This is a genomic window from Flavobacterium sp. LAR06, assembly GCF_041946075.1.
Classification (GTDB): Bacteria; Bacteroidota; Bacteroidia; order Flavobacteriales; family Flavobacteriaceae; genus Flavobacterium.
This window is the reverse complement of sequence record NZ_JAUTYT010000018.1, coordinates 23,479-42,255: the sequence shown is the minus strand read 5'-3', so window position 1 is coordinate 42,255 and position 18,777 is coordinate 23,479. Positions and strand designations below refer to the sequence as shown.

At 32.6% G+C, this 18,777-nt stretch carries 20 protein-coding genes; 10 read left to right on the top strand and 10 right to left on the bottom strand.

All coding sequences use genetic code 11. The features are described from left to right. Positions 1–118: 118 nt before the first annotated feature. From Q7C23_RS20885 to Q7C23_RS20855, 7 genes are all read right to left on the bottom strand, one after another. Positions 119–622 (bottom strand): OmpH family outer membrane protein, encoded by a 504-nt coding sequence (locus Q7C23_RS20885; protein ID WP_375034321.1) that lies wholly within the window; start codon positions 620–622, stop codon positions 119–121. A 15-nt stretch (positions 623–637) separates the two neighbouring features. Then, entirely contained in the window at positions 638–1,654 is a 1,017-nt protein-coding gene (locus Q7C23_RS20880; protein ID WP_375034320.1) for an OmpH family outer membrane protein, read from the bottom strand. A gap of 48 nt (positions 1,655–1,702) precedes the next feature. Further along, positions 1,703–4,462: an outer membrane protein assembly factor gene (locus Q7C23_RS20875; protein WP_375034319.1), complete on the bottom strand. Its 2,760-nt coding sequence runs from the start codon at positions 4,460–4,462 to the stop codon at positions 1,703–1,705. Next, entirely contained in the window at positions 4,395–5,135 is a 741-nt protein-coding gene (locus Q7C23_RS20870) for an isoprenyl transferase (RefSeq protein WP_194657986.1), read from the bottom strand. Before Q7C23_RS20870 ends, Q7C23_RS20875 begins: the two co-directional genes overlap by 68 nt. A gap of 4 nt (positions 5,136–5,139) precedes the next feature. After that, complete coding sequence (locus Q7C23_RS20865) at positions 5,140–5,823, bottom strand: DUF6089 family protein (RefSeq protein ID WP_375034318.1); 684 nt, start codon at positions 5,821–5,823, stop codon at positions 5,140–5,142. Positions 5,824–5,996: 173 nt separating this feature from the next. Beyond that, positions 5,997–6,881, bottom strand: coding sequence for an NAD kinase (locus Q7C23_RS20860; RefSeq protein ID WP_375034317.1), 885 nt, complete (start codon positions 6,879–6,881; stop codon positions 5,997–5,999). Between the two features lie 131 nt (positions 6,882–7,012). After that, entirely contained in the window at positions 7,013–7,672 is a 660-nt protein-coding gene (locus Q7C23_RS20855) for a CBS domain-containing protein (protein WP_375034316.1), read from the bottom strand. A 116-nt stretch (positions 7,673–7,788) separates the two neighbouring features. On the opposite strand from Q7C23_RS20855, the gene Q7C23_RS20850 reads away from it, so the two are divergent. The 7 genes from Q7C23_RS20850 (at position 7,789) to Q7C23_RS20820 (ending at position 14,243) form a co-directional block, all read left to right on the top strand. Then, positions 7,789–8,502: a pyridoxine 5'-phosphate synthase gene (locus Q7C23_RS20850; RefSeq protein WP_375034315.1), complete on the top strand. Its 714-nt coding sequence runs from the start codon at positions 7,789–7,791 to the stop codon at positions 8,500–8,502. A gap of 1 nt (position 8,503) precedes the next feature. Continuing rightward, positions 8,504–9,268: an alpha/beta fold hydrolase gene (locus Q7C23_RS20845; protein ID WP_375034314.1), complete on the top strand. Its 765-nt coding sequence runs from the start codon at positions 8,504–8,506 to the stop codon at positions 9,266–9,268. Between the two features lie 52 nt (positions 9,269–9,320). Next, positions 9,321–9,665, top strand: coding sequence for a phage holin family protein (locus tag Q7C23_RS20840; RefSeq protein WP_375034313.1), 345 nt, complete (start codon positions 9,321–9,323; stop codon positions 9,663–9,665). Between the two features lie 116 nt (positions 9,666–9,781). Further along, a complete protein-coding gene (locus Q7C23_RS20835) occupies positions 9,782–11,104 on the top strand; it encodes a trigger factor (protein WP_375034312.1) in 1,323 nt (440 codons plus the stop codon). Between the two features lie 298 nt (positions 11,105–11,402). After that, the gene (clpP, locus tag Q7C23_RS20830) at positions 11,403–12,077 is read left to right on the top strand and encodes an ATP-dependent Clp endopeptidase proteolytic subunit ClpP (protein ID WP_072975431.1); all 675 of its coding nucleotides are present in this window, start codon (positions 11,403–11,405) and stop codon (positions 12,075–12,077) included. A gap of 160 nt (positions 12,078–12,237) precedes the next feature. Further along, positions 12,238–13,470, top strand: a complete 1,233-nt coding sequence (gene clpX, locus Q7C23_RS20825; RefSeq protein ID WP_194657998.1) for an ATP-dependent Clp protease ATP-binding subunit ClpX — start codon at positions 12,238–12,240, stop codon at positions 13,468–13,470. A gap of 107 nt (positions 13,471–13,577) precedes the next feature. Continuing rightward, complete coding sequence (locus Q7C23_RS20820; RefSeq protein WP_375034311.1) at positions 13,578–14,243, top strand: murein L,D-transpeptidase catalytic domain-containing protein; 666 nt, start codon at positions 13,578–13,580, stop codon at positions 14,241–14,243. Positions 14,244–14,419: 176 nt separating this feature from the next. Here Q7C23_RS20820 and Q7C23_RS20815 read toward each other — a convergent pair whose 3' ends face one another. Further along, entirely contained in the window at positions 14,420–15,331 is a 912-nt protein-coding gene (locus tag Q7C23_RS20815; RefSeq protein WP_375034310.1) for a hypothetical protein, read from the bottom strand. A gap of 200 nt (positions 15,332–15,531) precedes the next feature. On the opposite strand from Q7C23_RS20815, the gene Q7C23_RS20810 reads away from it, so the two are divergent. Then, positions 15,532–15,972 (top strand): murein L,D-transpeptidase catalytic domain-containing protein, encoded by a 441-nt coding sequence (locus tag Q7C23_RS20810; RefSeq protein ID WP_375034309.1) that lies wholly within the window; start codon positions 15,532–15,534, stop codon positions 15,970–15,972. 243 nt (positions 15,973–16,215) lie between these two features. Here Q7C23_RS20810 and Q7C23_RS20805 read toward each other — a convergent pair whose 3' ends face one another. Both Q7C23_RS20805 and Q7C23_RS20800 read right to left on the bottom strand, forming a co-directional pair. Beyond that, positions 16,216–16,680 carry a hypothetical protein gene (locus Q7C23_RS20805; protein WP_375034308.1) on the bottom strand — a complete coding sequence of 155 codons (465 nt, stop codon included), beginning with the start codon at positions 16,678–16,680 and terminating at the stop codon, positions 16,216–16,218. Positions 16,681–16,738: 58 nt separating this feature from the next. Next, complete coding sequence (locus tag Q7C23_RS20800; RefSeq protein ID WP_375034307.1) at positions 16,739–17,704, bottom strand: GlxA family transcriptional regulator; 966 nt, start codon at positions 17,702–17,704, stop codon at positions 16,739–16,741. Positions 17,705–17,845: 141 nt separating this feature from the next. Between Q7C23_RS20800 and Q7C23_RS20795 the strand changes: the two genes are divergently transcribed. Next, positions 17,846–18,256, top strand: a complete 411-nt coding sequence (locus Q7C23_RS20795; RefSeq protein WP_375034306.1) for a VOC family protein — start codon at positions 17,846–17,848, stop codon at positions 18,254–18,256. Between the two features lie 85 nt (positions 18,257–18,341). Then, the gene (locus Q7C23_RS20790; RefSeq protein WP_375034305.1) at positions 18,342–18,746 is read left to right on the top strand and encodes an SRPBCC family protein; all 405 of its coding nucleotides are present in this window, start codon (positions 18,342–18,344) and stop codon (positions 18,744–18,746) included. Positions 18,747–18,777: the final 31 nt, after the last annotated feature.

Below are 18,777 nucleotides of genomic sequence, written 5' to 3'. Positions count from 1 at the left end.
CCTTAGTAAACTGAAATTAGAGAATACTATTGTTTTTTAATCTTAAATTAATATACAAAAAAAACTGCCCAAACTTTTTTTAAAATTTGGGCAGTTTATAATAAGAGATCCATTTTTTTTAGAACCCTAAATCTTTTTTTACATCAGCAGTAATGTTTGGACCATCAGCTAAGATTAAAGTAGAACCATCTAATATGTATTGGTATCCTTTAGCTTTTCCAACTTTTTGGATAGAAGCTTTTACTTTTTCCATGATTGGTTTTACGATGTCAGAATCTTTTTGTTGTAATTCTTTTTGAGCATTATCTCTGTAAGAAGTAATTCTTCCTTGCATATCCTGAACTTCTTTAGAACGCTCTGTATTTACAGCCTCAGTTACTGTAGTAGCTTCAGCTTCATACTTTTTGATTTTAGTTTGATATTCTTCAATCATTTTTTTGTATTCAGCATCATATGTAGCACTTAATTTTTGTAGTTGATTTTGAGCATCAAGCATTGCAGGCATTTTCGACATAATCTCGCTAACATCAACATGGGCTACCTTAGCCTGTGCATTCATTGTGTTACTTGCTCCTAAAATTAGTATGGCAGCAATTAGTAAAGTTTTGATTTGTTTCATCATTTTTAAAAATATTAATTAATTATTGGTCGTATTTGATTTTTGTGTTTCGGCTTCTTTTGCTTTCTTAGCCGCTTCTCTTTCTTCTAGTATTTTCTTTCTTCTCTCTTCTAATTCTTTTTTACGTTGCTCGTAAAGTTTTTGTCTTTCTTCGGCCTTATTTACAGCTGGTTCAGCTGTTGGTGTTTCACCTGTTCCAGTAGGTTTGGCCGTAGCATCAGTGCCTGTTTCAGTTGCTTTTGTGGCTTCAGTTGTTTTTGCAGGTTCAGAAACCGTGCCATTTTTTTTGGCTTCTCTTTCTGCTAATATTGCTTTTCTTCTGTCGTCATATTCTTTTTTCTTGGCCTCTTGTTCTAATCTTCTGTCTTCAATTAGTTTTTCTCTCGCTGCCTTTTTCTCGTCAAGCGCTTTTTGGCGGTCTGCCATCGCCGGATTTTCGTCAATTGCATTTTCTTTACTTTCTTTCGCTTCCTGATCTTTCAATTGTTTTTTAGTCAATTGCTCGCGTTTATCAGTTCTATTTAAAATACGAATGACCTGATCGCTGATATCAAATTTCTTATTGCTGAAAAGCATTGTCAAATCTGATGATTTATCAAAAATGAAATCGTAATTTTTAGCTTCAGCAATATCCTGAACAGCAGTAAAAACCTGATCCTGTATTGGTTTTGCCAATGCTGCTTTCTGATGAATTAAATTTCCATTAGAACCAAATTGCTTTTGCTGATAATCCAGCATTTCATCTTCGAGAAATTTAATTTCTGTTTCTCTTTCATCAATAAGCTCTTTGGTCAATAAAGCTTTTTCTGCTTTAAGGCTTTCCTTAAGCGTATTTATATCTATTTTTTTGGCTTCAATTTCTTGTTTCCACTTTTGAGCCTTCAATTCTAGTTGAGCTGTGGCTTCTTTGTAATCAGAAACATTTTCCAAAATGTATTCCATGTCGATATAGCCAATTCGAGTGGTTCTTGTCTGAGCCTCACTTGTACTTGCTACAATCAGGGCTAAAAATATAAATAAAAATTGTTTTCTCATAACATTACTTTATTTTCAAATTTTTAGCCAAATGTACTAAAAATTGGACTAAAATTGTTGACCAATGATAAAGTGCGTTTCCCAACCGTTTGCTTTATTAGTAACAGATCCCGGAAGTGCATCAAATCCATATCCAAAATCAATACCTAACAATCCAAATGCAGGCATAAATACACGTAAACCAACACCAGCCGAACGACTTAAGTCAAACGGATTATAATCTTTAAATGTTGGATAAGATGAACCAGCTTCCAAGAACGTTAATGCGTAAATAGACGCTGACGCTTTCAATGTAATTGGGTAACGTAATTCCATTGAGAATTTGTTATAAATTGTTGCTCCAATTTGTTCACCAGCAGCATTTACTGGAGTTAACGAGTTGTTTGGATAACCTCTCAACTGAATTGTTTCTCTACCATCCATTGAGTAGTTTGCCATTCCGTCTCCACCTAAATAGAAACGTTCGAAAGGCACTACTCCTCTTGCCTGATCATAAGCTCCTAAGAAACCAAATTCTGTTAATGTTCGTAATACTAGTTTGCCATAAACTTTAGTATACCAGTCAGCTTTAAATTTTACTTTGTAATATTCTAGCCAGTTATATTTTTTCTGGTCAACTTTAGCCTGATCGGTATCGGCACTTGCATAATCAGATCCAACACTGTTATATAAAGGCTGACCTGATCCGTCTGTACCTGCTACCTTTACATAATCACCGTTGTTTAATGGTTGGTTATTAGCTCCAGAAGTGTTTTCTCCGGTATACTGCATTTTATATTCTTTTTGATTTGGTAAGTCAGCATAATTAACTCCATTAAACAATGAATATGGAGGTGTTACTTTTGCCGAAATACTAAACTCGGAACCATACATTGGGAAAATTGGATTTACCCCTTTATTACTTCTTGAAAGTCCTATAGTATAAGCTAAGTTTCTTGATGCTCCGTTACCAAAAGTAAATAATCCTGTATAATAATTATTCAAATCATAATGTTGGTAACTCACAGATTGTGATAGCACAAAATAATCATCTGGTACTGTAAGACGTTTAGCTAAACCAACTTGTACTGTAAAAATATTAAAACTTTGGCTTTTATCAACAGTTCTGGTAATATAATTATTATTGAACTGCTTACTATATGATATAGATGAACTAAATTGGACTGGTTTTTTTCCTCCAAACCAAGGCTCTGAGAATGACAAACTATAGGTTTGGAAATAAGTACTTCCTTGTAGACGAAGGGCTACTTTTTGACCATCTCCCATTGGCAAAGGTTTGTAGGCTTCTTTTTTGAATATGTTCCTTGCAGAAAAGTTATTAAACGAAAGCCCTAACGTTCCGATGAAACCACCTCCACCGTAACCTCCCTGAAGTTCAACCTGACTTGATCCTTTTTCTACCACCTGGTATTCAATATCTACTGTTCCTGCTCCTGCATCTACATTTCTGAATTCAGGTTTGATAGCCTCAGGATCAAAGAATCCTAATTGACCGATTTCACGGATTGTTCTTACTAATTGTTCTTTACTGTATTTTTCACCTGGCTTGGTTCTTAATTCACGATAAATAACATGGTCATTAGTTTTGTCGTTTCCAGTTACATATATTTTATTGAAATATGCAATCGGACCTTCAGTAACTCTGATCTCAAAATCAATTGTATCGTTAACTGTTCTTACCTCTACAGAGTTAATTTTTGAAAATAAATAACCATTATTTTGATAGAGGTTAGTTATATCTTCTGCATCAGGTTTAGTATTGTCTGCAATTCGTTTTTCAAGTAAAACCCCATTATAGGTGTCCCCTTTTTTAATTCCTAAAAAGCCATTTAAAGTACGGTCAGAATAAACGGTATTTCCTAAAAATTTAATATTTCCAAAGTAGTACTTATTTCCTTCTTCCATATTAATTTTGATCGCTAGCATATTCTTCTCTTTGTTGTAAGTAACAGAGTCGTAGATAATACGGGCATCACGATATCCTTTTTCTTTATAGGCGGCAATCACCTTTTCTAAATCGGTTTTATATTTTTCAGGAATAAATTTTGAAGCTTTTAAAACACGGAAAACATTTTTTTGTTTTGTATCCTTCATCGCTCCTCTCAATTGAGAGTCAGTAAGTTGTTTGTTTCCTATGAAATCAATACTGCTTATTTTTACCTTATCGCCTTTATCTATACGAACAAGCATATTTACCTGATTTCCGGCAGTAGTATCTGGAGTATTAGTTATAGTTACTTTAGTGTTGTAATAACCTTCTTTTTTGTATTTGTTTTCAATGTAATTTTTCGTGGTTGTAATTAGGTTTTCGTTGACAATTTTGTTCTTTGTCAGGTTGTTATCCTTAATTAGTCCCTCTATTTTACTCTTTTTAACGCCAACAATTTTAACTTCGTTTAATTTAGGAAGCTCGACGATATCCAAATCTAAATAGATACTGTCATTTTCAATTTTATTTACATAAAAAGCAATTTCATCAAATAGGCCAAGTTTTCCTAATTTTTTAATTGCGCCACTGATTTCTTCACCTGGTACAGTTATTTCCTGTCCTTTTTGAAGTCCAGAAAAAGTAACAACAGTTTGTTCATTGAAGCTTATTTTACCAACAACAGAAACTTTAGCAAGAATATATTTTTTTCCTTGATCAAAAGGGACTCTTTCTTGTGCTTTTATTTGTGAAAAACTACCCAAAAGAAGTAGGGTAAAGACTAGTTGTATTCTTTTTTGTAACACTAAAAAATTATTTAATTTGTTCACTGGTTTTTCCAAATCTACGTTCTCTTTTTTGATAACTAATAATAGCCTCATATAAATCTTGATCTTTAAAGTCTGGCCACAAGACATTAGTAAAATATAATTCTGCATAGGCTATTTGCCAAAGCAAAAAATTACTTATTCTATGTTCTCCACTTGTTCGTATTAATAAATCTACATCAGGTAAATTTTGCGTGTAAAGATGCTCATTTATAATTGAATCGTCAATAGTGTCTAATGAAATTATATTATTTTTAACTTTATCACTGATGATTCTAACAGCATTTACCAATTCTTCCCGTGATCCGTAGCTTAAGGCCAGAGTTAGAGTGAGACGCGTATTGTTTTTTGTCTTATCAATAACGTCAAGAAGTTCTTTTTGAGCTGACTTTGGTAACTTTTCAAGATTTCCAATTGCGTTAAGTCTAATGTTGTTTTCCTGCAGCGTAACCAGTTCTTTTTTTAGTGAATTAATTAATATTTTCATTAAAGCTTCAACTTCCAGTTTAGGACGATTCCAGTTTTCTGTTGAAAAAGCGTAAAGGGTTAAATACTCTATACCAAGTTTGGCACAAGTAGTAATTGTTTTTTTTACCGATTTGGTTCCGTTTTCATGACCGAAAGCACGTAGAAAGCCTTGTTGTTTGGCCCAACGTCCATTTCCGTCCATAATAATGGCCAGATGTTTAGGTAAGTTTGTTTTGTCTATAGAGTCTATTAGGTTCATTGTATTATTCTGCGCAATAGCAAGGTTTTTGTCCAAAGGTATAGGTTAAAGTAATACCTGAAAAGACATACCAGTCATTATTATTTAAATTTCCAAAACGATAAGCACTATCCTCTTCGGGATTGCTTCCGTCTATGTTGTCTGCAAATGTATAGCGCGCTCCAACTTCTGCAGCTAAAACAAGACGTCTGCTTATGTTTGACTTTACTCCTAATATAATAGGTATAGCAAGTGAGCTGTCGTAATTTCCTTTTGTTAGCTGGCTGGTAGAGGGATCTCTGTGAAATTCTCTGTAATTGAAAAAGCTTAAACCCGAAAAAACGTAAGGTGTGACTTTTAAACCAGATTCATGTAAATTGAAATCAAAAAAATTAAATTCTAATCCAGCTGATACTTCTTTAATAGTATTGCTGAAACTGTAGCCTCTTTTGTTTCTCCCTGTTTCGTCTGAAGCGGCATCATTAGCTGACACATTAGATTGTGTATACGAGAATCTATAAGAATGGCGAGGACTTTTATTCCATTTATACAAAACACCAAAAGCTAATTTCTCAGGTGCAATATAAGTTGTGCTTCCTACGTCACCTACAAAGTTGCTTCCGCCAAGAAAAACACCTATCTCATTGATTTGAGCATTTAGTGTGATAAAGGGGAAAAAACATAACAATAAATTAAAAATTTTCTTCATTTAATTCAAAATTGCGTGCAAATATAATAATTATCGATACGAATCAACGTTCCTTTAGTTAAATGTGCTTTTTTTTCAATTTACGATATGATTTTGAGACATTTAATGATGATTCACTACATGCAGAACGGGAAAATGTGGTATTATCGTATAGTGTGGAATCAGAAAAAGGTTTAATTTCTTTTGTCTTCTCCCCAAAGCAATTTGTTTCTCAGGGTTTTTAAGAAGGTTTCGCCTGGGATTTCTACCATTTTTATTTTGTAATCTGTTTTTTTGATGGTTAAAACAGATTCATTTTTTACAGATGAAATTCTGGAGTCTAGTGAAATTAAATATTGATCTTCTCTTCCGGAAACACGAAGTTTTATTTCGGTATCATCAGGAATTACCAATGGTCTTGCAGTTAAGTTATGTGGTGCAATGGGTGTAATTACTAAACTCGCTACATTCGGAGTTAATATTGGTCCGCCACAACTAAGGGAATATCCCGTTGAGCCTGTTGGAGTTGAAATGATTAATCCGTCTGCCCAGTACGAATTTAAATATTCATTATTCAGATATGTTTCAACAGTAATCATCGAAGTGGTGTCTTTTCGGCTTACCGTAACTTCGTTCATGGCAAAATTCATTTCTGCAATGGCATCATTTTGTGGTTCACAAGTCAGACTCAACAATGTTCTTTCTGTAGTAGTATATTTTTTGTCGATTACAAATTGCAAAAAGCTGTCAATTTTTTCTTTTTGAACTGTTGCCAAAAAACCTAATCTTCCTGCGTTGATTCCTAAAATTGGCACACCAGAGTTGCGAACTAAAGTTGCTGCTCTCAATATAGTCCCGTCACCGCCAATACTAATAAGCATTTCAAAACTGCTGTCCAGAGATGTACTGGCAGAAAAAGTTTTGTATTCTCTTTTTATCAGCTCTTTTTCATAAAGCATTTTCAGGAAAGTTTCTTCAATTACCATTTCTACATTATTGGACTTGAAAAACTGAAAAATATCTTTAATAATAGGTTCTGTACTGTTTTGATAATACTGTCCGTATATGGCTACTTTCATTCTTTTTAATTAGATAATATGTCAACTCGATAATTAGATAATGTGGCAATGTGTCAATTAAAAAATTAAATAATTTGATAATAGTCAGTTTTTAGAAATTATCTATTGACACATTATCTAATCATCTAATTTTATATGTTCAGGTATTTGTCCAAATAGTCAGAACGTTCTTTTAAACTATTAATATAAGCATCTTCCTGGTGTTCTGAAACGATTTCATAATTGTATCGTCTAAATGTCTGAATAATTTCATTCATTGGTCCAACACCAATTTTTACTGTTATCTGAACGTTTTCTAAATCAGCTTCAGATATAAAACAACCCAAAATTTTACCATTGTTACTTTCTACAATTTGGGTTACCTGTCCCATTGAATAATCCAAAAGCCCTTTTTGAACAATTATAATACCGCCTTGTTCCTTTAAAAATGGAGTTTCCTGAAAAAATTTCATGATGTCTTCCATCTCATAATAACCTACATAGGTATTATTTTCATCAATAACCGGAACTGTATTAGTGTGGTTTTTGGCAAAAACTTCTAAAACATCAAGCCACAACATTGATTTTCTGGCAAAGAAACGTTCTAAAGTGTATTTGTAGTCAATCGCTTTTTTATCAGTATCAAAAGTTTCAACATCATCAGAAGCAATACTTCCAATAAAAATATTGTTTTCCAAAACCGGAAAATGCGAAAAATTAACATCGGCAAAAAAGTCCTGAACCGAGGCTATCGTTTCCTGACTATCAATCGCTCGAAAATCGTTTGTGATATAGTTGGTAATTTCTGTCATAAATCAGTTGGAGATATTTGATGCAAAATAATCAAAAAATAGCAAAAACTGCTACGTTTTACTTTGTATTTTTGTCGTAACAAATATAGTGTTACTAGAATTAATTATCTACTTATATGACAAAGTTAAGTGTAAATATCAATAAAATTGCAACCTTAAGAAACGCACGTGGGGGAAATGTTCCTGATTTATTAAAAGTAGCTAGCGACATTCAGAAATTTGGCGGGCAGGGAATTACTATTCACCCACGTCCAGATGAGCGTCATATACGTTATCAGGATGCACGAGATTTAAAATCCATAGTTTATACTGAATATAACATTGAAGGAAATCCTCAGCATAATTTTATCGATTTGGTTTTAGAATGTAAGCCAACTCAGGTTACGTTGGTTCCTGATGCAATTGGGGCAATTACGTCGTCTGCAGGTTGGGATACAATAAAAAATCAGGATTATTTAACAGAGGTTATTCAGGAATTTCAACGTAATGGAATTAGAACTTCGATTTTTGTTGACCCGATTTTGGAAATGATAGAAGGTGCTAAAAAAACAGGAACCGACAGAATTGAATTATATACTGAAGCATTTGCGCATGAATATGCTTTAGGAAATAAAAGTGGAATAGATCCTTATGTGAAAGCCGCAAAATTAGCAAATGAATTAGGTTTAGGAATCAATGCCGGTCATGATTTAAGTTTGGATAATATTCAGTTTTTTAAGCAAAACATTCCAGGATTATTAGAAGTTTCAATCGGACACGCCCTGATTGCAGAAGCGCTTTATCTTGGTTTGGATAATGTGGTGAATATGTATTTAAATAAATTGAAATAATATGCTTTATTCAAAAATAGAAGGCGACGGAAAGCCATTTATCATTATGCACGGGTTTCTTGGAATGTCTGATAACTGGAAAACACTTGCCGGACAATATGTAGAAGCCGGATTTCAGGTTCATATTTTAGATTTAAGAAATCATGGTCGCAGTTTTCATTCAGATGAATGGAGTTATGAAGCCATGGTGCAAGACGTATTTGAATATTGTCAGGCAAATCAATTAACGAGAATTGATATTTTGGGACATTCAATGGGCGGAAAAGTAGCGATGCTTTTTGCAACGACACATCCTGAAATTGTAGATAAACTGATTGTGGCTGATATCGGTCCGAGATTTTATAAACAACACCATCAGGATATTTTGGCAGGTTTAAATGCTGTCGATTTTTCAGTTAAACCAAGCCGAAATGATGTTGAAGCAATTGTAGCGCAATATGTTCCGGATTTTGGAACACGACAATTTTTATTGAAGAATTTATATTGGAAAGAACCCGGACAATTGGCTTTCAGATTTAATTTGGAAGTTTTCAATAATAATCTCGAAGCCATCGGAAAAGCGTTAGCAGATGATTTGGTTTTTGATAAACCAACCTTGTTTATTAGAGGAGAAGAATCGGGTTATATTTTAGATGCTGATTTTGATTTGATTAGTCAGCATTTTCCAAATGTTAAATTCGAAACGATTCCAAATGCGGGACATTGGCTTCATGCAGAAAACCCTAAAATGTTTTTTGAGATGACAACGGAGTTTTTAAAAGAGTAATCTTTTTGATAAAAATTTTAGTACTTTTATTAAAACTTTTAAATCATAAATTATGAAATTAATACTTAGACTTCTTGTTACCGCAGCTTTAGTTTTACTGATTGCTAATTTTCTGCCAGGAGTTCATGTTGCCAGTTTTGCTACAGCTATAATCGTTGCAGTCGTACTGGGATTATTAAATCTTTTTATAAAACCAATTTTGGTAATCCTGACATTGCCGGTTACATTCATTACTTTAGGATTGTTTTTATTGGTAATTAACGCTATTATTATTCTGCTGTGTACTAATATAGTAGGAGGTTTTGCGGTCGATACATTCTGGACAGCTTTATTCTTTAGTATCATCTTGTCAATCCTTCAGTCTATTACTTATAAAATATTAGGAGACGATAAATAAATTGAAATATAAGCGGGTTAAAAACCGCTTCAAATACAATAGATTAAAAACTTGGTTGGGTTGCAAAAATTTTATAATTTTGCAACCCAATTTTATTATGTAAATTAAAGAAGAAGATGGATATTAAAAGAGTAGCAATAGACGCTGTGAATGAAACGATTGTAATGACAGTTGTTCACATGGATTATAAAGGTCAAGTAGCAAAAAGAATAAACGAAAAAATGCCTTTGGCTACCGTTAAAGGTTTTAGAAAAGGACAAGTTCCTAAAGACCTTGTTGAAAAACAATACGGAAAAGCAATTAAGCAGGAAGAAGTTAAGAAAGTAGTTGATTTGGCTTTAGAGCGTTTTGTTCAATCTGAAAGATTAAATCTTTTAGGAACTCCTCTTGCTAAAGAAAACGAAAACTTTGATTGGGATGCTGAAGAACTAACTTTCGAATACGAAATTGGTTTGGTTCCTAACTTCGAAATTGATTTAGAAGCAAAAAATAATATCGTAAAATATATCGTTACTGCTGATGATAAATTAATCGACGGACAAGTAGAGCGTATCCAAAAACAATTCGGAAAAGCAATTCCACAAGATAAAGTTGAAGCTGATTCTGATTTAACCGGAACTTTCTCTAACGAAGAAAAAGGTATTAACAATACAACTACAATTTCTGTATCTACATTCAACAAAAAAGCAGGGGATAAATTCATCGGTAAAAAAGTTGGTGATGTTGTAACAGTAAGTACAAAAGGTTTATTTGAAGATGATCACCAATTAATGGATTACTTAAAAGTAGCTCATGATGATGTTCACGGTTTAGATATCGAAGTAAACTTTACTATCGAGGCTGTCAACGGAGCTGAATTGGCTGAATTAAACCAGGAATTATTTGATAAACTTTTTGGTGAAGGAAAAGTAGCTTCTTTAGAAGATTTGAAATCTAAAATTAAAGAAGATGCTGAAGCTCAATTCGCGCAACAAGCAGATCAAAAATTATTATTAGACGTTCAGGATTTCCTGATCGAAAATACAAAGTTTGATTTACCAGCTGAATTCCTTAAAAAATGGTTACAAACTGTTGGAGAGAAAAAACTTTCTGCAGAAGAAGCTGAAGTTGAATACGCAAGATCTGAGAAAGGATTACGTTTTCAATTAATCGAAGGAAAAGCAATGGCTCAAAGTAATATCCAAATTACATTTGAAGATTTGAAAGCTTTTACAACAAACGCTATCAGACAACAAATGGCTCAATTTGGTCAAACAAATCCAACTGACGAAGAAGTACAAGGAATTGTAGCTAGAGTTTTATCTAATCAGGAAGAAGTAAAAAGATTATCTGAGCAAGTAGTTGCTGAAAAATTATTGGAAGTGTTTAAAGAAAAAGCAAATCCAACAACTAAAGAAGTAACTTACGAAGAATTTATCGCTGCGTCTTACGGAGAATAATTTCTGTCTAAAAAGTCAAAAGTTATAAAGTCAAAAGTTAGGAGTACAGCCAATTCGTTTTATTCTAAATTTTAAGATTTTATTACAGATATTGAAAGATAAAAAATAGTTATATTTGAGCGTCAAGAGATTTTTCTTGACGCTCTTTTATTTGTTTCAAGTTTTCGAACTTCAATAAACCTGAAACTTGAAACCTGAAACAATTTTAAAATAAGACAAATTGACATCCTTTATAAAGAGGTATAACCTTTGATGGAAGAATATACAGATATTACGTAAAACTTAGAACACTTAAAATATGAACTACGGTAAAGAATTCAAAAAATTTGCTACAAAGCACCAAGGAGTAAACGCAATGTATTACGATAAAATCGTAGCAGCGATGAACCCAACAAACATGACTCCATACATTATTGAAGAACGTCAGCTAAATGTTTCTCAATTAGACGTGTTTTCAAGATTAATGATGGACAGAATTATCTTTTTAGGAACTGGTATCGACGATCAAATCGCTAATATCGTTCAGGCTCAGTTATTATTTTTAGAAAGTGCTGATGCATCAAAAGATATTCAAATTTATCTAAATTCTCCTGGAGGAAGTGTTTACGCAGGATTAGGAATTTATGATACCATGCAATATATCAAACCAGACGTAGCGACAATTTGTACGGGTATGGCAGCCTCAATGGGTGCTGTGTTATTATGTGCAGGAGCGGCAGGAAAACGTTCGGCTTTGCCACATTCAAGAGTAATGATTCACCAGCCATCAGGAGGAGCACAAGGTGTTGCAACTGATATGGAAATCAACTTACGTGAAATGTTGAAACTGAAAGATGAGTTATACAATATCATTTCTCAACATTCAGGACAAACATTTGAAAGAGTGCACAAAGACAGTGAGCGTGATTACTGGATGAAAGCTGACGAAGCAAAAGAATACGGAATGATTGATGAAGTATTAAGAAGAGGATAATTTTAAAGTCTCTAAATTGAAGAGGTACGAAGTTTTAAGTTCTCTCTGTCAATTGAAAAATAAAATAAAAATATTAAGCTGTAAAGGGCTAAGTTTTTAAGTTTTAAATTAAAAAGCTTAGAAACTTAGTATCTTTGCAGCTTAGTAACTTAAGTAAAGAATGGCAAAAGTAGTATTAGAATGTTCGTTTTGTGGAAGAAAGAAGCCAGAAACTAATTTATTGATTGCTGGTATTAATGCGCATATCTGTGATAAGTGTATTGAACAAGCACACGGAATTGTATTAGAAGAATTAAAATCAAGCGGAAGCGCAAAATTAGTTGGTGATTTAATTTTAAAGAAACCAAAAGAAATCAGAGCTTTCTTAGATCAGTATGTTATTGGTCAGGATCAGACAAAAAAAGTAATGTCAGTTGCGGTTTATAATCACTACAAACGTTTAATGCAACAGCAATTAGACGATGAAGTAGAGATTGAGAAAAGTAACATCATTATGGTAGGTCAAACCGGAACCGGAAAAACATTGGTAGCTAAAACTATCGCAAAAATGTTAGACGTTCCTTTGGCTATTGTTGATGCAACTGTATTAACAGAAGCGGGTTATGTGGGAGAAGATGTCGAAAGTATTTTGACACGTCTTTTACAAGCGGCTGATTACGATGTAACCAAAGCAGAAAGAGGGATCGTATTTATTGATGAAATTGATAAAATTGCCCGTAAGAGCGATAATCCGTCTATAACACGTGACGTTTCTGGTGAAGGTGTACAACAAGCTTTATTGAAATTATTAGAAGGAACTGTTGTTAACGTGCCACCAAAAGGAGGACGTAAACACCCAGATCAAAAATTTGTTGAGGTGAATACGCAGAATATCTTGTTTATTGCCGGTGGAGCTTTTGATGGCGTGGAACGTATTATTTCAAAACGTTTAAACCGTCAGGCAGTTGGTTATTCTACGTCTAAAAACGTAGATAACATCGACAAGGATAATTTATTACAATATATAATTCCAAAAGACATTAAAGATTTTGGATTGATTCCGGAGATTATTGGCCGTTTACCGGTTTTGACACACATGGATCCTTTAGATAAAGAAACTTTGCGTGCAATCTTGACTCAACCGAAAAATGCTTTGGTAAAACAATACCAAAAATTATTCTTAATGGATGATGTTGAATTCACCATTACAGATGAAGCATTAGATTTTATTGTTGACAAAGCTTTAGAATACAAATTAGGTGCTCGTGGATTGCGTTCATTATGTGAAGCAATTTTAACTGACGCCATGTATGAATTACCAAGCTCAGATGATAAAGTCCTGACAATCGATGAAGATTATGCAAGACATACTTTGAGTAAAAACTTACTGAAAAGAATGGAAATTGCTTCTTAATTAGCAATTGATTTTATAATATTTAAAACCTGTTCCTTTATTTGAGCAGGTTTTTTTATACTTTTTTGAAACTGTTTTTCGTTTCTATTTTTATGTAAATTGTACACATGAAAAAAATAATCTTTGGAGTGATTTGTATTCTTATCTTTTCTTGTAATAAGAGAAGAGATGTTCAGCAAATGAGTGTTTCGAAAGCAAAATATAAAGCGGATTTCATTTCAAGTGAAAAACCGCGTAGAGAAATCGAAGCGGTTGATTATAATGAATATTTTAAGGAAGCAAAGCAATATTGCAAAAACAATAATCTAAATCAGAACAAATTCATTCTGATAGATTTAGGATTGCATTCGGGCTTAAAAAGATTTTTCATTTATGATTTTCAACAAAATAAAATTATAAAATCCTACATAGTAAGTCATGGTTGTGGTGATAATCAATGGGGAAGAACTTCTTCAAAAGAGGATGCTCCAGTAAGTAATGAATTTGATTCACATTGTTCTTCTATAGGGAAATATGTTATTTCAGATCGTGGTGTAAGTCAATGGGGAATTAAAGTGAACTATCTCTTGCAGGGCAAAGAAAAAACAAATTCAAACGCTTTAAACCGAGCAATCGTTTTACATTCCTGGGAAGCAGTTTCAAACGATGAAGTTTACCCAGAAGGAACTCCGGAAGGTTGGGGATGTCCGGCAGTTTCTAATGATAGTATGAAAGAAATCGACGAACTTTTGAAAACAAATAAAAAAGTTTTAATGTGGGTTATCAAGTCTTAACTTTTGTTGTTTTTGATAGTTCTAGTATAGATCTGATCGAAATGTATCAAAAAATAGTATTCAAAATGAAAAATTATAAAAGAAAACACCTGTGAAAGCTTTTTTTCACAGGTGTTTATTAAGGATATTTGTCTTACATTCCGTGTCAGTTATGCAGGATTAGTTATGCCTAATTTCTAATACCAGGATAATTGTTGTGACCAGGTCTTTGTAATTCCAGTATAACCATCAACCCAAGTAACAGTTGCAGTTGGTAAACCATCGAATGCGAAATTTGGTGACCAATCATAACCAGAAGCAATCATTACTGAATTATTTGCATCTGATAATTGAGTAGTAAAGTTTCCATTACCCCAGTTTGAGTTAAACCACAAACCAAGAGTAACATTACCATTGTTTTCACTATTCCATCTACATTTCCAAACTGAACAATATTTTCCTAGGCTAAGAACTTTAATGAACATTTTAGTACTTTGTACCACGCCATTTAAATAAATGGTTTCATTAAACAATCCTATTGAAATTACTTTTTCTCTTTGACCATTATTGTACTGAGTACTCCATTCCTTTAGTCTGTTAGCATTAGGAATCTCTCTGGAAGTCACATCTTTTTTAGTAATTTTACCCGAAATACGACCATAAATTTCTAATTTTTTTAATAATTTTAGCTCTTCAGGACTCTTTGTTTCGTTGCTTCCTTCTAGCTTGTAAAGTTTATCATCATTAAGCCAGATAACTTTTCCTCCAATTTTAAGTTTTGATTCAGAGTTTAAAATTGCTTTTATTGCATCTGAATAATGATCTTTTGAAGCCTCAGTTTCGTTGTCTAGTTCTTCCTCAGTTTTTTTGATATTTAACAACGAAGGATGTCCTTTTTCTGAAATCCAATCCTGAAGTTTCGTACCTGTTTTTAATTCGGTTAATCCATTGTATTCTTTAATAAAAGATTCATCATCTTTAAAAGAAAGTAATTTTCCATCTAATACTGATAAAGAATTAGATGCTGCGTCAGGAGACTGACTTGTTTGATCTTCACTACTACAAGACAAAACTGTAGCTACTAAAAATAATGCAATTAATTTTTTCATTTTTATATTTTTAATTATTATTCCTACAAACCTACCATAAAATTTAAGATATAATTTACGTGATTCCGTAAAATGATAAGTAAATACTTTCATTTTTAGACAAGTTGTTAAAAGTGAGTTGATTATGATTTTGATAACTAATATTTTAACATTTCCTCTGTGATTTTAAAAAACATTTAAATGGATGTTTTTTATATCTGTTGATTTTTGAGCAGTTTTTTCTTTATGATTTCAAAGAAAATAAAATTTTAAAATCATATATAGTAAGTCATGGCTGTGGCGATAATCAATGGGGAAGAATTTCTTCAAAACAAGATGTGCCAGTAAGTAATGGATTCGATTCGCATTGTTCTTCTGTTGGTAAATATGTTATTTCAGATAGAGGCGTAATTCAATGGAGAATTAAAGTAAATTATCTCTTGAGGGCAAAGAAAAAAACAAATTCAAATGCTGTAAACAGAGCAATAGTTTTACATTCCTGGGAAGCCATTCCAAACGATGAGGTTTACCCTGAAGGAACTCCGGAAGGTTGGGGATGTCCTGCGGTTTGTAATGAAAGTATGACAGAAATAGATAAGATTTTAAAACAGAATAAAAATGTTTTAATGTGGATTGTAAAATCAGATGGCTTTTCGTTGTAATTTTATTTATCCGGATTTTGTATCTTTATAATATAACTACAAAAATTATCGCATTATGAATGAAGTTATTGAAGATTTCGATGGTCATTTACTTATTTGGCAAATTATAAATATCATTGGACTAATAATCATAGTATATATATTGTATTTGCTCTTTAAGTTTTTTCGAAACAAGTATAAAAAATAAATCAAAGAAAGACTGATGATTTTTCATCAGTCTTTTTTGGGTTTTAAAGAAATGTGCTATTTTATAACTTTTAAATAAGGCTCAATGTCAGAAACTAATTTGTCATTTAACCAAATTGTTTTTTTGGTAACAGAATTTGAGGTTCTGTTATATTCAATTTTAATGATATCCGTATTATTTTCGCTCCATTGAATATAAGTTTGAGGATATTGTTCTTCTGCTGAGCTATTTAAGAAAATACGAATAATGTTGAGACCATCTTGTTTGTAAATCATAAAATTTCGAGGATAATCAGTACCGTTCGGTTCTTGAATTAATTTACCCTTAACCAGATAAAGTATTTTAATTTTACTTTGATCGATAGCACTTGAATTATCGGGATTTAATAAGTCATCACTCTTTGTATTAGTGAGAGAAATGTTTAAAATTGCATCATAATTAAATCCGTCGATTACAATATCATCAGAATTGCAACTGATTAAAAAGAACATGGTTAGGCAAATCAAAATTATTTTTTTCATGTTTTTGGTTTTAAAAATCGAAAGTAAATATAAGAAAAAAGCCATTAAACTAACTCTTTTATTGCACTCTAAATTTCTCACGATATTCAATCGGTTTCATCCCAACCATTTTATAAAAAACTTTTCTGAAAGCTTTAGGATCGTTATAACCTGTTTTTTCGATAATTTCCGAGATGGAAAGTTGCGTCTGTTCGAGATATTTCTTAGAACTTTCGACTCTAATATTTTGTAAATATTCAATTGGTGGAATTCCGGTAACTTGTTTAAATCTTCTTGTCATGTTTCGGGCACTTGTTGGAATATCTTTTGTAATTTCTTCCAGTTTTTCAATGGTACTGTAATGGCTTTCTATTTTTTGCTGTAACATGGCAACCAAAGTGTCATTGTGTAGATGATTCGGTCTGAAGGTGCTGAAGTAACTTTGTTTGTATCGGTTTAAATCAATCGAGAAAATTTTGGCAATTTGCACCGCAATTTCATTTCCGCAATATTTCTGAATCAAAAGAATGAGTAAATGAAAGGATGAGGTCGATCCGCCACTGGTATATAAACTTCCGTCAGCTGTTAGCGTTTCTTCTGATTTTAATTTTACTAAAGGAAAAGCTTTTGTAAAAGCACTGCAGGCATCAACATGTGTAGTAGCGAGTTTTTCATTTAATAAACCAGAAGCGGCAAATAAAAAGGCACCCGTACAAAAACTAGCGAGTTCAGCTCCGGCTTTATGTTGTTTTTGCAGCCACGGAATAAATTTTTTATTCTTCGCGATCATGTCACTCATGTTATCGGTTGTAAAAGCCGGAATCAAGATAAGCTCCAGATTTATATCTGAAGTTTCGATCGCATTCACTTCATAACCAAACAAATGTTTTTGCTCGATTTGTTCAACCGATTGAAAAACCATTATTTCAAAGGGTTTTTCAGCTCCTTTATGTAATTTATTGGCTGTCTCAAAAACTTCCAAAATAGCTGCTATACTTAGTAGTTTATAATCATGCGGTACAATTAAAGCTATTTTCTTGCTCATGGTTTTCGTCTTTTGGGAAAGTTAATATCATTACAAAAATAAGTAATTTGTCTTAAATGACCCTAAAGTTGACTTTTATTATGATCTAAAGCCTGTTCTAAAATTCTAAATTTGTGTCAGATAATTTGTAATTTTATAAATATGAAAACAAAAATTTTCTTAAATCTTCCTGTAAAAGATTTAAATAAGTCGATATCATTCTTTAAACAATTGGGTTTTTCGTTTGATTCAAAATTCACAAATGAAAAAGGAACTTGCCTTATAATTGGTGAAAATATATTTGCAATGCTTTTATTAGAAGATTTTTTTCAAACATTTACTCAAAAAGAAATTTGCAATACAACAACTAGCACAGAAATGATTGCGGCGATTTCTGTTGAAAGTAGAGAGAAGGTTGACGAAATTCTGGAAGCGGTTGTTAAAGCTGGAGGTGCAGTACATAATGAAGCTAAAGATTATGGCTGGATGTATCAAAGAGATTTTTTTGATTTGGACGGACATCATTGGGAGATTTTTTATATGGATGAAAGCCAGATTCCTACTGAAATGTAATCTGAAGAGATGCAAGAACAATTTTGAAGCGCTATTATTCAGAATTTTAAAGAACAATTCAATAAACAATAAACAATAAAATATAATGATCACAGTACAAAACACAATCAATGCATCAATAGAGAAAGTTTGGAATTTCTGGACATTGCCGGAACACATTACAAAATGGAGTTTTGCTTCTCCAGATTGGCACACACCATACGCGGAAAATGATTTGAGAGAAGGCGGAAAATTCAAATCGACTATGGCAGCAAAGGACGGTAGTATGAGTTTTGATTTTGAAGGCGAATATACTTTGGTAAAACAAAACGAAGCCATTGAATATGTCATGGCAGATGGAAGAAAGGTTGAAATTACTTTCAAAGAAACACCAAGCGGAGTTGAAGTAATCGAAAGCTTCGATCCTGAAACGCAAAATCCTGAAGAAATGCAACGCGGAGGCTGGCAGGCAATTTTGGAAAATTTTAAAAGTTATGTCGAGAATAATTAGATGTTTTTTACATAGGCATAAGTCATTGAGT

What these genes read in the sequence shown, in the direction of transcription:
- Q7C23_RS20835 (WP_375034312.1), top strand. Translation starts at nt 9,782, where the DNA reads ATGGATATTAAAAGAGTAGCAATAGACGCTGTGAATGAAACGATTGTA.
- Q7C23_RS20845 (WP_375034314.1), top strand. Translation starts at nt 8,504, where the DNA reads ATGCTTTATTCAAAAATAGAAGGCGACGGAAAGCCATTTATCATTATG.
- Q7C23_RS20850 (WP_375034315.1), top strand. Translation starts at nt 7,789, where the DNA reads ATGACAAAGTTAAGTGTAAATATCAATAAAATTGCAACCTTAAGAAAC.
- Q7C23_RS20870 (WP_194657986.1), bottom strand. Translation starts at nt 5,135, where the DNA reads ATGAACCTAATAGACTCTATAGACAAAACAAACTTACCTAAACATCTG.
- Q7C23_RS20805 (WP_375034308.1), bottom strand. Translation starts at nt 16,680, where the DNA reads ATGAAAAAAATAATTTTGATTTGCCTAACCATGTTCTTTTTAATCAGT.
- Q7C23_RS20820 (WP_375034311.1), top strand. Translation starts at nt 13,578, where the DNA reads ATGAAAAAAATAATCTTTGGAGTGATTTGTATTCTTATCTTTTCTTGT.
- Q7C23_RS20800 (WP_375034307.1), bottom strand. Translation starts at nt 17,704, where the DNA reads ATGAGCAAGAAAATAGCTTTAATTGTACCGCATGATTATAAACTACTA.
- Q7C23_RS20860 (WP_375034317.1), bottom strand. Translation starts at nt 6,881, where the DNA reads ATGAAAGTAGCCATATACGGACAGTATTATCAAAACAGTACAGAACCT.
- Q7C23_RS20875 (WP_375034319.1), bottom strand. Translation starts at nt 4,462, where the DNA reads ATGAGGCTATTATTAGTTATCAAAAAAGAGAACGTAGATTTGGAAAAA.
- Q7C23_RS20815 (WP_375034310.1), bottom strand. Translation starts at nt 15,331, where the DNA reads ATGAAAAAATTAATTGCATTATTTTTAGTAGCTACAGTTTTGTCTTGT.
- Q7C23_RS20840 (WP_375034313.1), top strand. Translation starts at nt 9,321, where the DNA reads ATGAAATTAATACTTAGACTTCTTGTTACCGCAGCTTTAGTTTTACTG.
- Q7C23_RS20865 (WP_375034318.1), bottom strand. Translation starts at nt 5,823, where the DNA reads ATGAAGAAAATTTTTAATTTATTGTTATGTTTTTTCCCCTTTATCACA.
- Q7C23_RS20855 (WP_375034316.1), bottom strand. Translation starts at nt 7,672, where the DNA reads ATGACAGAAATTACCAACTATATCACAAACGATTTTCGAGCGATTGAT.
- Q7C23_RS20885 (WP_375034321.1), bottom strand. Translation starts at nt 622, where the DNA reads ATGATGAAACAAATCAAAACTTTACTAATTGCTGCCATACTAATTTTA.
- clpP (WP_072975431.1), top strand. Translation starts at nt 11,403, where the DNA reads ATGAACTACGGTAAAGAATTCAAAAAATTTGCTACAAAGCACCAAGGA.
- Q7C23_RS20790 (WP_375034305.1), top strand. Translation starts at nt 18,342, where the DNA reads ATGATCACAGTACAAAACACAATCAATGCATCAATAGAGAAAGTTTGG.
- Q7C23_RS20880 (WP_375034320.1), bottom strand. Translation starts at nt 1,654, where the DNA reads ATGAGAAAACAATTTTTATTTATATTTTTAGCCCTGATTGTAGCAAGT.
- clpX (WP_194657998.1), top strand. Translation starts at nt 12,238, where the DNA reads ATGGCAAAAGTAGTATTAGAATGTTCGTTTTGTGGAAGAAAGAAGCCA.
- Q7C23_RS20795 (WP_375034306.1), top strand. Translation starts at nt 17,846, where the DNA reads ATGAAAACAAAAATTTTCTTAAATCTTCCTGTAAAAGATTTAAATAAG.